13 protein-coding genes and 1 pseudogene are annotated in these 13,668 nt (G+C 64.7%); 8 read left to right on the top strand and 6 right to left on the bottom strand.

Translation table 11 applies throughout. The features are described 5' to 3' along the window. Window positions 1-122: 122 nt before the first annotated feature. A complete protein-coding gene (locus M1E01_RS05450) occupies window positions 123-839 on the top strand; it encodes a GNAT family N-acetyltransferase (protein ID WP_457974083.1) in 717 nt (238 codons plus the stop codon). 47 nt (window positions 840-886) lie between these two features. On the opposite strand, the gene M1E01_RS05445 is transcribed toward M1E01_RS05450, so the two are convergent. From M1E01_RS05445 to M1E01_RS05420, 6 genes and pseudogenes are all read right to left on the bottom strand, one after another. Next, complete coding sequence (locus tag M1E01_RS05445; protein WP_457974873.1) at window positions 887-2,368, bottom strand: DHA2 family efflux MFS transporter permease subunit; 1,482 nt, start codon at window positions 2,366-2,368, stop codon at window positions 887-889. A gap of 78 nt (window positions 2,369-2,446) precedes the next feature. After that, window positions 2,447-2,851 carry an ankyrin repeat domain-containing protein gene (locus M1E01_RS05440; protein WP_457974081.1) on the bottom strand — a complete coding sequence of 135 codons (405 nt, stop codon included), beginning with the start codon at window positions 2,849-2,851 and terminating at the stop codon, window positions 2,447-2,449. Further along, window positions 2,848-3,933 (bottom strand): CAF17-like 4Fe-4S cluster assembly/insertion protein YgfZ, encoded by a 1,086-nt coding sequence (gene ygfZ / locus M1E01_RS05435; protein ID WP_457974080.1) that lies wholly within the window; start codon window positions 3,931-3,933, stop codon window positions 2,848-2,850. The genes M1E01_RS05440 and ygfZ overlap by 4 nt, the downstream gene beginning before the upstream one ends. Before the next feature lie 70 nt (window positions 3,934-4,003). Further along, window positions 4,004-4,504 (bottom strand): annotated as a pseudogene (locus M1E01_RS05430) (flavodoxin family protein); the annotation flags it as partial. Window positions 4,505-4,673: 169 nt separating this feature from the next. Further along, window positions 4,674-5,303, bottom strand: coding sequence for an FABP family protein (locus M1E01_RS05425; protein ID WP_457974079.1), 630 nt, complete (start codon window positions 5,301-5,303; stop codon window positions 4,674-4,676). Window positions 5,304-5,471: 168 nt separating this feature from the next. Then, on the bottom strand, window positions 5,472-6,206 hold the full coding sequence (locus tag M1E01_RS05420) for a permease (RefSeq protein ID WP_457974872.1): 735 nt from the start codon (window positions 6,204-6,206) through the stop codon (window positions 5,472-5,474). A gap of 394 nt (window positions 6,207-6,600) precedes the next feature. Between M1E01_RS05420 and M1E01_RS05415 the strand changes: the two genes are divergently transcribed. The 7 genes from M1E01_RS05415 (at window position 6,601) to M1E01_RS05385 (ending at window position 13,543) form a co-directional block, all read left to right on the top strand. Beyond that, on the top strand, window positions 6,601-7,302 hold the full coding sequence (locus M1E01_RS05415; protein ID WP_400479470.1) for a winged helix-turn-helix transcriptional regulator: 702 nt from the start codon (window positions 6,601-6,603) through the stop codon (window positions 7,300-7,302). Window positions 7,303-7,606: 304 nt separating this feature from the next. Further along, on the top strand, window positions 7,607-8,578 hold the full coding sequence (gene mshD, locus M1E01_RS05410) for a mycothiol synthase (protein WP_457974078.1): 972 nt from the start codon (window positions 7,607-7,609) through the stop codon (window positions 8,576-8,578). Between the two features lie 100 nt (window positions 8,579-8,678). Then, window positions 8,679-10,928, top strand: coding sequence for an RNA degradosome polyphosphate kinase (locus M1E01_RS05405; RefSeq protein WP_457974077.1), 2,250 nt, complete (start codon window positions 8,679-8,681; stop codon window positions 10,926-10,928). Between the two features lie 9 nt (window positions 10,929-10,937). Beyond that, complete coding sequence (locus M1E01_RS05400) at window positions 10,938-11,909, top strand: NUDIX hydrolase (RefSeq protein ID WP_457974076.1); 972 nt, start codon at window positions 10,938-10,940, stop codon at window positions 11,907-11,909. Between the two features lie 26 nt (window positions 11,910-11,935). Then, window positions 11,936-12,739, top strand: coding sequence for a thymidylate synthase (locus tag M1E01_RS05395; RefSeq protein ID WP_457974075.1), 804 nt, complete (start codon window positions 11,936-11,938; stop codon window positions 12,737-12,739). Beyond that, window positions 12,736-13,320, top strand: coding sequence for a dihydrofolate reductase (locus M1E01_RS05390; protein ID WP_457974074.1), 585 nt, complete (start codon window positions 12,736-12,738; stop codon window positions 13,318-13,320). Before M1E01_RS05395 ends, M1E01_RS05390 begins: the two co-directional genes overlap by 4 nt. Before the next feature lie 4 nt (window positions 13,321-13,324). After that, the gene (locus M1E01_RS05385) at window positions 13,325-13,543 is read left to right on the top strand and encodes an NF038396 family protein (protein ID WP_457974073.1); all 219 of its coding nucleotides are present in this window, start codon (window positions 13,325-13,327) and stop codon (window positions 13,541-13,543) included. The last annotated feature ends 125 nt before the right edge of the window (window positions 13,544-13,668 follow it).

The following is a 13,668-nucleotide window of genomic DNA, read 5'->3' as shown; positions in this document are numbered from 1 at the left end:
ATAAGGCCCTAATTCTTTGGTTTTTGAGGGCATTATCTGTCCGTTCGCGCTGGTCTGGAGGGGCTTAAGTGTCCGTTCGTGCTCCGGGTCCGCGGGGATGCCGGGATCGGTAGGCTTGAGGCATGAGCCTTGAGCCCCATTCCGCCGCCGTCATCCAGCTGGCCTGGGCGCGCCATCTGGGACTCGACGATGGCGCCTTCGCCAGCGCTTTGGAATCTGGCGAGCGTATCACCAGGGCGGACGAATCGGCCCGCTCCCTCGAGTTCGTCCGCTTGTTCGGTAGCTCAGCGCTCGTAGGACCGCAATGGGCGCTGGACGCGGCTGCCGGTATTTCCGATGAGGACATGGCCCAGCACGTCACGCTGCTGACCATCACCCGGAGCCACGGCGGGCACGGGCAAGGCTCCGCCGCACTGTTTTTCGCCGACGATCTTCCCCTGTTGCAGTCTCCCGAGGAACTCACCGTCTCGCATGGCAATCCGGAGGCGTTAGAGCTCGAGGGGCTTTGCCCGCCGGATGATGTCAACGAGGTAGGGCTCTCCCACCTGGAGAACCGGTACACCATCATGCTCGATGAGAACGGCCGGAAGGTGCCTGTGGCCTGCGGTGCCTACACGGAGTGGGAAGGAATCCTGGCCCACATGGGCGTGCTCGTGGCACCCCAGTGGCGGCGTCGGGGCGTCGGATCGCTGGCGGCGTCAATCGCAGCCCACGAGGCCCTGGCGTCCGGGCTGACGTTGCAGTGGCGCACCGATGTCAGCAACAAGGGCTCGCTGGCCACGGCCCGCAGCCTGGGCTTTTCCACGGGCGGCATCCAGACCAGCGTGCTTTTGGGCTGAGACCCCGGGTCTGGGCTGACGCACAGGTCTGTACCAAAGGCGCCCGGCTACGGCGCCTTCGCCGCGCTGTCCTCGGTTCGCCCGGGCTGCACCGTGCCCCAGCCCTGCACCGGTATTGGTTTGGTGAAGAACAGCGCCACGCCTGCGCCGAACATAATCACGGCCGCCGGCAACAGTATCGACTGGCCCATCGCCGTCGAAAATCCCGCATGGAGAGCCTCGGGAAGCTGGCCTCCGAAGCTCACGCCCGCACCCTCCGGGACGCCCGGCTCCCCCGCTATACCCGACTCCCCCGCCGCGCCGGGAGGAAGTTCCGCAGCAAGCCGGGCCTGCATCAGGACGGCGATCCCCGCACTGCCGACGACGGCGCCGATTTGGCGAGTGGTGTTGTACACGCCGGCCCCGGCTCCCGCCTGCCGCGGCGGGAGGTTCCGGGTGGCAGTAGAGCTGAGGGGCGCCCAGATGCCGGCGTTCGCGAAGCCCATCACGGCACTGGGCAGCAGGAACAGCCACACGGGGGTTTCGGGATGCATGAGCGCTGAATTCCAGAACAGCGCCACGGCCATGAGCAGCAGCCCCGCGACCGTGATATACCTCGGATGCACGCGGTCAACAAACCTGCCCACCACCGGGGCAAGACCGCCGGAAATCAGCGCCATCGGCACCATCATGAGGGCCGACTGCGTGGGCGTCATGCCGCGTACCATCTGGTAATAAAAAATAAGGGGCAGGCCAAAGGCAGTAACGGTGAACCCCACTGCGGTGATGCCGACGTTAGCCAGCGAGAAGTTCCGGTCCTTGAAGAGGCCCAGCGGAAGCAGCGGCTCGCCCTTGTTGATGGCCTGCCAGCCGACGAACAGCGCCAGCACCACGCTTCCGCTGATGATCAGTCCCCACACAGTGACGGGACCGGTGATGGTTCCCCAGTTGTACGTCTCGCCCTCCTGGAGGCCGAACACGAGCAGGAAGAGCCCGACGGCGCTCAGCACCACACCGGGGAGGTCAAACTTGTGCGGGTGGGTCGTCAGGGACGGCACCAGGCGCCACGCGAGGATGAAACCGACGACGCCGATGGGCACGTTGATGAAGAAGATCCACTCCCAGCCCAAACCGTCAACCAGCACACCACCGAGGATGGGCCCCACAAGCGTGGCCATGCCGGCCGTGGCACCCCACAGCCCCATCGCGGCGCCCCGCCGGTCCGGCGGAAAGATACGGGTGATCACGGCCATGGTCTGGGGTGTCATCAGCGCCGCACCGAGGCCCTGCAGCACGCGCGCCGCGATCAGCAGTTCGATGGTGCCCGAGAGCCCGCACCAGAGGGAGGCAAGGGTGAAGACCAGGAGCCCCGACAGGTAGAGCCGCTTCGGTCCGAACCTGTCACCGAGCCGGCCCGTGACGAGAAGAGGAACGGCATAAGCCAGCAGATAGGCGCTCGTCACCCAGATGACGGCGTTGATGTCGGTGTTCAGTCCCGCCATGATGCTCGGGTTGGCCACCGACACGATGGTGGTGTCGATCAGGATCATGAAGAAACCGATGACGAGGGACCAGAGCGCCGGCCAGGGCCTGCTGACGTTCTCGAAAAGATGCGTCACAGCTCCGGCCTACGCCAGCAGCTCCTGGATATCCTTGCGCGCGAACATGTCCGCGGCCGCACGGGCTGAAGGAGTCCCGGCATCGGGATCGGCGCCGGCGTCCAACAGCACGCGGGCCACGTCCGTGTAGCCCTTGAACACCGCACCCGCCAAGGGTGTCTGTCCGCGCCCGTTCGCCTGGTTGGCGTCGCCGCCGTGGTACAGGATCAGCTGCACCGTTTCTGCGTGACCGTGGTAGGCGGCGAGCATGAGCAGCGAGTCCCCGGCAGAGTTGGTCAGGCCCGCGGGGGCACCGGCATTGAGGTAACTGCGAAGCAGTTCCGTTTCGCCGTTGCGGGCGGCGTCGAAGAGCCGGTGCGCCAGTTCGAGGGTCTCCTCGTCCATCTGTGCGGCGGCTTCGGGCTGGTCTGTCATTTGTGGGTCCCCCTCAGGAATCCGGTCTGCCGGCCAACAACCTGCCCGGCATCGGGAGCCACGATCACTTCCTGCGCGGCTGTGTACGGTTCTTCCCCGTCCATGACAGTCAGTATTTCATCCGGCGCGACGGAACGTTTGATGACCGCCAGGGCCACGGGGCCCATCTCGTAGTGCTGCGCCACGGATGTGACGGTTCCCACCCTGCGCTCCCCCAGCAGTACCGGGCTCCCCGCCTGCGGCATGGTGTGCTGGGAGCCATCCAGCTGCAGGAACACGAGCCGCCGAGGAGGATGACCCAGATTGTGCACCCGAGCAACGGTCTCCTGCCCCTTGTAGCAGCCTTTGGCCAGGTGGACGGCCGTCCGAAGCAGGTCCAGCTCGTGCGGAATGGTCTTGTCGTCCGTTTCGGCGCCGAGCCGGGGTCGCCAGGCGGCGACACGCAAAGCTTCGGACGCCGACACTCCGGCCAGTGCCCGTTCCCCCACTGTCGATTCCAGCTCCGCTGCGGGGACGAGGTATTCGAACCACGGGCGTTCGGCGCCGGGGTGGGCGTCCTCGGCCACTAGCGAGTAGGCATATCCGCCGGCAGCGACGTGCGGCCACGGGTCCTGCCAGACCTTCAGCCCGGACCACTCGGGCACCGCCCTGGTCGAGCCCAGCACCGCCCATTCGTCCGAGACGTCGGCGATGTCAACCCGCAGCATGAACTTCATTCTGTTCAGCCACTCGGCCAACGGAGCGGCTTCAGCGGCCTCGACGATCAGCCAGGTAGTCCCGCCGTCGTCAATTACCCGCGCATCAAATTCAATACGGCCCTGCAGGCTCAGCAGCAGAAGCTCACTGGACTCACCAGGCTGCAGGTTGGCGACCTGCTGGGAGGACAGAGTGTTCAGCCAGCTCAGGCGGTCCGGGCCGGTGACCGTCACCACGCCGCGGTGGGACAGATCGACGACGGCGGTACCGGCCGCGAGGGCGCGCTGCTCGCGCAGCGGCTCACCGTAGTGGGACGCGACGCCGGCATCGGCGCCGGCCGCTTCGACGGATCCGGGGCGCGACAACAGAGGGCTCTTGATAGTCATATGAAGGGAACGTCCTTGCTCTGGCGGGTATTCCGGCGGTTCGAATCCACCAACGGCGCCGCCACCACAGTCAGCGGTACTCAGGGTTTTCGAAGCCGTACGGGTTTTCGAAGCCGTATCTGGATCCAGCCTTACATTCTTGCGGAAGGTTGCCGTAGGCGGGAATCCCGCCGGCGTCCTTGTAGATTCTGGCCAGATGCAGGAGATTCCACGTCATAAACGTGGTGTTCCTGTTGGTGAAATCACTCTCCGGGCCGCCGGATCCTTTATTGAGGTAGCCCGGGCCCGACCCTACGGGGCCAATCCAGCCGGCGTCGGCCTGGGGAGGAATGGTGAATCCGATGTGCTGCAGGCTGTAGAGGACGTTCATTGAGCAGTGCTTGATGCCGTCCTCGTTGCCGGTGATCAGGCAGCCGCCCACTTTGGGATAGAAGGCCCATTGGCCCTTGCCGTTGAGCTGTCCAGAATGAGGGTACAGGCGCTCGATGAGTTTCTTCGTCTGGGAGGAGTTGTCCCCGAGCCAGATGGGCACGGCGACCACAACGATGTCCGCCTCCTGCACGGCAGGATAATAGCTGTAGTTCGCCGGCGGGTTGGCTGCATCCATGTGGAGCTCAAGGTTGCGTTGGCTGAGGAAACGGGACCTCAGGCCAAACGTAGACCATGGGGAGATACAGGGACAGGGCTGGAAGGCCCTGCCGGAAAACGGTCTGTTAAGGAAGCCCTGGCAGGGAATGCTGCTAAGAGACGCGTTTCAGGAACGCCGAGGCGTGGGCTTCGAGGCCGTTGCCCGGCTCCGAGGAACTGGCCGGAGACGCACCGCCGGTGGCCACGTCCCAGCGCCACAACAGGTTCCCGTCGACGAGTCCGAAGATCCGGGTGGCGGCGCTGTAGTCCTTGGAGTGGCTGCCCCGCATTACCATGTCTGTGCTCAGCTGGATCTGCGGGCCCTTGATCTGGCCGTAGTACAGCTCGGATATGCCGCCGGGGTGCGAGATGGAGACCGAAATGTCAAAGCCGCCGTCCTTGTTTCGCAGCGCCTCCACCTCGTCGGCGCTCTTCAGCGCCGGCACTATGTCGGCCGGAATCAGGCCAGGGCCGCCGTCGGCATCCAACTGTTTACGTTCCAGCGCCCAAAAGCCGGTCTCGACGGTAAGGGGCCGGAGTTTGTTGCCTTCTTCGTCGGTGAGCCAGCTTTCCGCGCGATACTGCAGGTACGGCAACCCGTTGTGGGTGAACGATACGTGCTGGAGGAAATGCTCGGAACTTTCGTCGCCGGCCCCAAGCCGTCCACGGCCCTCCCACTCACCAATGAGCCAGGACAGCGGGACCAGTTCGGGAGTCAGGTCTGTGGGTATCTCAATAGGCACGGCTGTTACCTCGTGAAGCAGCTAACAGGGGGCGGTTCTACTTCTGTCCCTTGAACAGGCGGTAGACCACGTAGCCGGCAAACCAAGCCATGGAAAGGCTGGCAATGCCAAGCAGGACAAGGAAGAAAATTTCATATGCAAGTACGGACATGGTGCCATCCTAACGCTTTAGTAGATGAGTAGTTTGTCTATGAAGTAGGCAAGCGAACCGACCGCGGCGACGGGTGCCAGGCCCATCCCCAACGCGCCCGGAAAGTTCAGCGCGGTACCGCGCAGAGTCACAAGCCGGCGGAAGCTGACAAGGACAGCCCCGACCACCACCCCGACTATGGCTGCGGGGAGAACGGCGATATCCGAGAACACCAGTCCCGCGAGCGGCCCGGCAAGACCGGCAAGGGCTATGCCCAGCGGAGCCACGATGCTGTCCGGCCAGCGGATGAGACCGGCGAGCAGGGCCACGGCGGCGCTGACGCCGGCTACGAGCATCATTTCCTTGACGCCGTTGAACCGGGCGGCGGCGATCCAGCCTGCCCCCAGGCAGGACAGCAGGACACCCACGCAGCAGCCCAGAGTGGATTCCAGGCGCTGGGCCTGACCGGTTCCGCGCACCAGCTGGACGACGAAAACGGACATGACACCGAGTGCGATGAAACCGGGCGCCCAGTCAAGGTAGCCGGGAGCGGGAATGCTGGCAGCGGCCACTGCCGAACCGGCGCCGCAGAGTCCGATAACCGCAGCGAGCGTCTTCTTGGCGGGTATCCCCAGGTAGTGCGGCCAGCCAACGCCAACGGCCAGGGCTATGACCACCGAGACGGCGAGGAGTACGTCGGGCGTCCGGTAGATGCTGGCGATAATGACAGCCAGTCCGGCCAGGCCAATCACCTCGATGCTCCAGGACTTCACAGCGGTCCCCGAGGGCGCCGCTGCGCTCACCTCAGGCGCGGCCATGCGTACTCCTCTTCGACTCTGCACTCAACTTCGCTGCGTCCTCATCTGGCTATGGCCTCATCCGGCTGTCTTCGACGGGCTGTGCCGGTTTGACGGGCTGGGTGGCGCCCTGACGTTTCAATCCTGCCTTATGTGACTGGCATATGTCGCAAATGAGGCGCGTTGCCCGGCCGGATCAGTGTCTGGACGGGGGCCGTTAGGTATACTCAGAGCTCAGCTAGGCTTTCCGCAAGGCGAACGGAGACACTGGTCCGCCAGGGTGTCCGGACCTCCTGCGGCCAGCACAGTACGGCCGGTGGAAGCCCGGTTCAGTCGCCCAATGATGCGCGGACGGCCCCTTGGAGGAACAATGTCGCACATCCTGTTACTGACCAACAGCACCGGATCATCGGTGGACATCCTGCCTGCCCTGGAGCTCCTGAACCACCGCGTTCACATCCTCCCGGCCGAGCCGACTGCCCTGCTGGAAACAGACCCCTGCGACATCGTTCTCCTTGACGCGCGCAAAGACCTGGTCGGGGCCCGGTCCCTTACCCAGCTCCTGAAGGCCACAGGCCTCAGCGCGCCGCTGGTGCTCATCCTCACCGAAGGCGGCATGGCTGCTGTATCGTCTGCCTGGGCTGTCGATGACATCGTGCTCGATTCCGCCGGCCCGGCCGAGGTGGAGGCCCGAATCCGACTGTCTGTGGCGCGTGCTGTACCGGAGCAGGAGGACACGCCGTCCGAGATCCGGGCTGCCGGCGTCGTGATCGATGAAGCGAGCTACACCGCCCGCGTCAACGGCGCGGCACTCAACCTGACCTTCAAGGAATTCGAGCTGCTGAAGTATCTGGCACAACACCCCGGCCGCGTGTTCACGCGCCAGCAGCTCCTTACCGAGGTGTGGGGCTATGACTACTACGGCGGCACCCGCACTGTGGACGTTCACGTCAGGCGGCTCCGCGCCAAGCTCGGCGCCGACCACGAGAACCTGATCAGCACCGTCCGCAACGTCGGCTACCGGCTCACCCTGGTCCGCCAGCAGGAGGACGAGCAACTCGCCGAAGCCTGACCGGTCCCGGTCCTCCAAGGGCTGCATTCGCGGGCTGAATTCGCAGGAGAGATTCCCGCAACGCAAAAGGCCCGGACTCTTTCGAGTCCGGGCCTTTCCCGTTGTTCAGTGGAGGACATACGGGTCGAACGTATCGAGGCCACCCCAGTGGTGGATCCCCCTCACATTCAGCTCAGGAAGCCGAACGAGATACCGACTATACCGGGCGGATCCGATGGCCACAAATCGGGGCCAGCGGCGGGCAGCCACAAGTTGGAAGGCGCAATCGCAAGGCACAATCGGCACAACGTATAGCCTTGACAGCATGAGTCCTGCGCATCCGGAGAATTGGCCCGTCACCGTCATCAGGGGCGGGGTGGGAGAACAGCTGCTGCAGGACATTAAAACCCTGCTCGCAGCCGCCGAGGAATCGGACGGCAACCCGTCCATCTCCGAACAGACGCTGGTGACCCTGCGCGCTGCTGACGCCGGCCCCCACTCACTGCTGACCCTGGCTCTCTACGCCCCGGACGAGGACTCGGATCCCGCCACAGCCCAGGACCTGGCAGGCTTCGCCGTCGTGGTTGAGGAGGAGGACGGCACAGGCATCCTGGAGATTGCCGTGCACCCCAGCTATCGGAACCAGGGCGTGGCGGGCCGGCTCGTGTCCACGCTGAAGTCCACCCGCGGGTTCGGCGGGCTGAAGGCCTGGTCCCACGGCAACCACGAAGCGGCTGCGGACCTCGCCGCCCGCTACGGCTACGGCCCCATCCGGGAACTCTGGAAGATGCGGCTCGCTACCGCCTCGGCAGAACTGCCCGACGTCGGACTGCCGGAGGGCATTACGCTCCGGTCATTTGTGCCCGGCAAGGACGAGGAGTCCTGGCTGGCGGCCAACCGCGCGGCCTTTGCACATCATCCCGAGCAGGGCTCCCTGACCAGGGCGGACCTGGAGGCCAGGATGGCCGAACAGTGGTTCGATCCGGCCGGCTTCCTGCTGGCCGAGGACCGTGACGGCCAACTCCTCGGGTTCCACTGGACCAAGGTCCACCCCCGGCACGGCGACCATCCCGCGATCGGTGAGGTTTACGTCGTCGGTGTGGCGCCGGCGGCGCAGGGCATGGGCCTGGGCAAAGCCCTGACGGTCGCCGGCATCCGGTATCTGCAACAGCAGGGCCTGCACGCCGTCATGCTCTACACGGATGCGGACAACGCCCCGGCCGTCTCCCTGTACCGCCGGCTGGGATTCACCCGGTGGGACGTCGACGTCATGTACGGCCCGGTTGACGAAGGCTGACCGGGTCCCGACGCGCGCGCCGTTTCCGCTGAAATCTGACGGTCGCGCGGAGGCGAATGCTTGTAAGGTTGAAGCTAAATCCAGCCACCAAGGAGAGAGCATGCAACCGGAATCTGCCGGATCAGCCACTACCGCTATCAAGACGGCTCCGGCGCGTGCCCGTTTCGGCTCCTCTGAAGTGCCCGCGTCCCGCGCCACCCAGGACCGGATCGACATTCCGGAGTTCGCCGCCATCCTCGAGCCCGAGGGTGAGATCAGCCCCGACCGCTTCCTGGACCGGGAACTGAGCTGGCTGGCCTTCAATGCACGGGTCCTTGAACTCGCCGAGGACCCCACCCTCTACCTGCTCGAGCGCGTCGGTTTCCTCTCCATCTTCGCCTCGAACCTTGACGAGTTCTTCATGGTCCGCGTCGCCGGCCTGAAGCGCAGGATTGCCACCGGACTCGCGGTGCCCTCCCCCGCGGGCCTGAGCCCGGTCCAGGTCCTCGAACAGATCGGCGACGCGGCGCACAAGCTGCAGCAGCGCCACGCCCAGGTCTACGCGGAGCAGATCCGCCCCGCCTTGGCATATGAGCACATCCACCTCATGCAGTGGGACGAACTCGACGACGAGGCCAAACACCGCCTCAGCGTCATGTTCGCGGAAAAGGTCTTCCCCATCCTCACGCCGCTGGCCGTGGACCCCGCACACCCGTTCCCCTACATTTCCGGACTCTCCCTGAACCTGGCCGTAGTGGTCCGGAACCCGGTCAGCGACAAGGAGCTGTTCGCCCGAGTTAAGGTGCCGGACCAGCTGCCGCGCCTGATATCCATCGACGGCCCGCGCGCCGGGTCCGTTCCGGGGCGCGTTGCCCGGTTCATCGCCCTTGAGGAAGTCATCGCCGTCCACCTCGACCAGCTCTTCGCGGGCATGGAGGTCCTGGAACATCACACGTTCCGCGTCACGCGGAACGAGGACGTTGAGGTGGAAGAGGACGACGCCGAAAACCTCCTGCAGGCCCTCGAGAAGGAACTCCTGCGCCGCCGGTTCGGCCCTCCCGTCCGGCTCGAGGTCACCAATGACATCAATCCCAACATCCGTGCCCTCCTGATCCGGGAGCTCGGCGTCGAGGAATCCGAGGTTTACTCGGTGCCCGCGCCGCTCGACCTGCGCGGCCTGTCAGTCATCGCCGGGATCGACCGGGCGGACCTGCACTACCCCAAGCACGTGCCCCACACGTCCCGCTACCTGAACGAATCCGAGACTTCCAAGGCCGCCAATGTCTTCGCGGCGATGCGCCGGCGGGACATTCTGCTGCACCACCCCTACGATTCCTTCTCCACATCGGTCCAGGCATTTCTCGAGCAGGCAGCCGCGGACCCGAAGGTGCAGGCCATTAAGCAGACCCTGTACCGGACGTCGGGCGATTCCCCCATCGTGGATGCCCTTATCGACGCAGCAGAGGCGGGTAAGCAGGTCCTGGCGTTGGTGGAGATCAAGGCCCGTTTTGACGAGCAGGCCAACATCTCCTGGGCCCGCAAACTGGAGCAGGCCGGCGTACACGTTGTGTACGGCATCGTGGGCTTGAAGACGCACTGCAAACTCTCCCTCGTGGTCCGCCAGGAAGTAGACGGCCTGCGCCGCTACTGCCACATCGGCACGGGCAATTATCACCCGCGCACGGCACGCTACTACGAGGACCTCGGACTGCTGACATCCAACGAGCAGGTGGGAGAGGATCTCTCAAAGCTCTTCAACCAGCTCTCCGGCTACGCCCCGAAGTCAACCTTCAAACGACTCCTCGTTGCGCCGCGCTCGGTGCGCTCCGGGCTCATCGACAGGATCGAGACCGAGATCCGCAACGCCCGCGCCGGCAACAGGTCCTGGGTGCAGATCAAGGTCAACTCCATGGTTGATGAGGCGATCATCGATTCCCTCTACCGGGCGTCCCAGGCCGGAGTGAAGGTCGATGTTATTGTCCGCGGCATCTGCTCGCTGCGGCCGGGTGTCCCCGGACTGAGCGAGAACATCACCGTCCGGTCCATCCTTGGCCGCTTCCTGGAACACTCGCGTGTGTTCGCGTTTGGCAACGGCGGGGATCCTGTGGTCTACATAGGGTCGGCCGACATGATGCACCGCAACCTCGACCGGCGCGTTGAAGCCCTGGTGCAGCTGTCCGGAGGCGAAAACACCACGTACGTCCTGGACATGCTCCGCCGCTACATGGATCCCGAAACGTCCAGTTGGCACCTTGACGACCAGGGCATCTGGACGCGCCATCACCTGGACGAGAACGGGCGGGAGCTGGACGACGTCCAGTCCTGGCTTCTCGCGTCCCGTTCCCGCCAACGTGCCACTGCCCGGCGGTAGGACCAGGGCTTGAAGAGCGATTCCCTCATAGCGGATCAGACTGACCACCCCGGCGAGCCCGTAGCCGTAACGGCCGCCGGCGCCCTGCCGTGGCGCGTCAAAAAGGACCAGCTGGAAGTTCTCCTGATTCACCGGCCCAAGTACGACGACTGGTCCTGGCCTAAAGGCAAGCTCGACGCCGGCGAGACTGTCCCCGAGTGCGCTGTCCGGGAAGTCGAGGAAGAGATCGGACTGCAGGTGCCGCTGGGCATTCCCCTTCCGCCGATCCACTATCACGTCCCCGCCGGCCTGAAGGTGGTTCACTATTGGGCGGTGGAGGTCCCCAACGGCACGCGCGTGCGTCCCGACGGCAAGGAGGTGGACAGCATCCTGTGGTGCACACCGGAGCGGGCCGCGTCCATGCTGTCCAATCCTACGGACGTAGTGCCCCTGCAGTTCCTGGTGGAGGCCCACTCCCGCAATGAACTGCACACCTGGCCGCTGGTGCTCGTGCGTCATGCCAAGGCCAAGCCGAGGTCCTCTTGGACCAAGGCGGAAGGCGAACGTCCGCTCGCCGCCACGGGCGTCCGGCAGGCCCAGGCCGTGGGCAGGCTGCTGCGCGCGTGGAAACCGATGCGCGTGGTCACCAGCCCCTGGCGGCGTTGCGTTGCCACCATCGCGCCGTACGTCAAGGTCTCAGACGCCAAGGTCAAACTCGTCGACGCGCTAACGGAACACCGGCACGCCAGGAATCCCAAGAAGACCGCCGCCGCCGTGGACGCGCTGTTCGACAAACAAAAACCGGTCGTGCTGTGCACGCACAGGCCCGCGCTGCCCACCGTCCTGAACAAGCTCAACGAGTACATGAACGAAAAGCTGAAGGGTGTGCTGCCTGCGGCTGACCCTTATCTCTCGCCAGGGGAAATGATCATCTGCCATGTGGCGCACGCGAGCAAGAGCAAGATCGTGGCGGTGGAGCAGTTCAAGCCGTTCGACGATTAAACATTTCAGCCGACTAGACTGGACGCGTGAGCATACCAACGCCCTATGAGAACCTCTTGCGCGACGTTCTGGCCCACGGCACGCACAAGTCCGACCGCACCGGAACGGGGACCAGCAGCGTTTTCGGTCGTCAGATGCGCTTTGATCTCAGCGAAAGCTTCCCGCTGATCACCACCAAACGCGTGCATTTCAAGTCGGTCGCCGTCGAACTGCTGTGGTTCCTGCGCGGTGACACCAACGTGAAGTGGATGCAGGACCAGGGCGTCACCATCTGGAATGAGTGGGCTGATGCCGACGGCGAGCTCGGCCCGGTCTACGGTGTCCAGTGGCGCAGCTGGCCGACTCCGGACGGTGGCCACATTGACCAGATTGCGGAACTTGTCGAGAACCTGAAGGCCAGCCCCGATTCCCGCCGGCACATCGTGTCCGCCTGGAATGTGGCCGAGCTTAAGGACATGGCGTTGCCGCCCTGCCACGCCTTCTTCCAGTTTTACGTGGCCGACGGCAAGCTGTCGTGCCAGCTCTACCAGCGCTCGGCGGATATGTTCCTGGGTGTGCCGTTCAACATCGCCTCCTACGCCCTGCTGACCTGTATGCTGGCGCAGCAGACGGGGCTGGAGCCGGGAGAGTTCGTCTGGACCGGCGGCGACGTCCACATCTACGACAACCACATGGACCAGGTTCTGAAGCAGCTGGACCGCGAACCCTATGAGTACCCGCAGCTGAAAATCACCCGCAAACCTGCGTCGATCTTCGACTACACCCTGGAAGACTTCGAAGTGGTGGGCTACCGGCACCACCCCACGATCAAGGCGCCGATTGCCGTATGAGCACCGAGGAGACCATGGATCCGCAGGCCTTCAGCGACGGGATCGCCGCGAACACAACAGGGCTCGGCCTTATCTGGGCCCAAACCACGTCCGGGGTCATCGGCCTGGACGGCGACATGCCATGGCACCTGCCGGAAGACCTTAAGCACTTCACCAGGGTTACCAGCGGGCACCCCGTCATCATGGGCCGCAAGACGTGGCTGTCCTTCCCTGAGAAGTACCGTCCCTTGCCCAACCGCACGAACATCGTCATCACCCGGCAGGAAGGCTGGGCCGGAACGCCCGAGGCGGAGGGCGCCGTCGTCGTCAAATCCCTTGACGACGCGCTGCTGGAGTCACAGTTCGTGCCCGGCTCCGAGACGATCTGGATCCTGGGCGGCGGCGAGATTTTCGAGCAGTGCGTAGATCTCGCCGACACAGCCGTGGTCACCACCATCGATGTGGAGGCGGACGGCGACACCTTCGCTCCCGAACTCGGCGCGCCGTGGGTGCCGGAAGAGTCAGTTCCCCAGGATGGCTGGCTCACGGCAGCCAACGGCACGCGCTACCGGTTCACCAAGTGGAACCGTAAAGAAGGCTAGACGGATGCTTAAAAAACCCGAAACACTGTTCGTGCTCGGCTACATGCTGCTGCCCCTGCTCGCGCTGCTGTCAGCGATCGTCGGCCTGACGATGATCCTCGGCGGCAACAAGATCGCCGGTGTCATTGTCCTGGTTGTGGTGACCCAGGCGTTTGCCTTCGGCGCATTCTATGCACTGCGCGCCCGCAGGAACGCCGTCCCGGAAGAGCGAGACCGGCAGTAGCGGCGTTTACCCGGGGCCATGGGGGGCTTGCGCATCGCGGCGCCGGCCGGGCTTCACGACAGTGGTGCCGGGGCTCAGCAGCACCCGCTTAGACGCGGAACGAACAGATGCTTGTTTACGGCGGG

This window comes from Arthrobacter sp. D1-17, from assembly GCF_054130535.1.
This window is presented reverse-complemented; position numbering and strand designations above follow the sequence as displayed.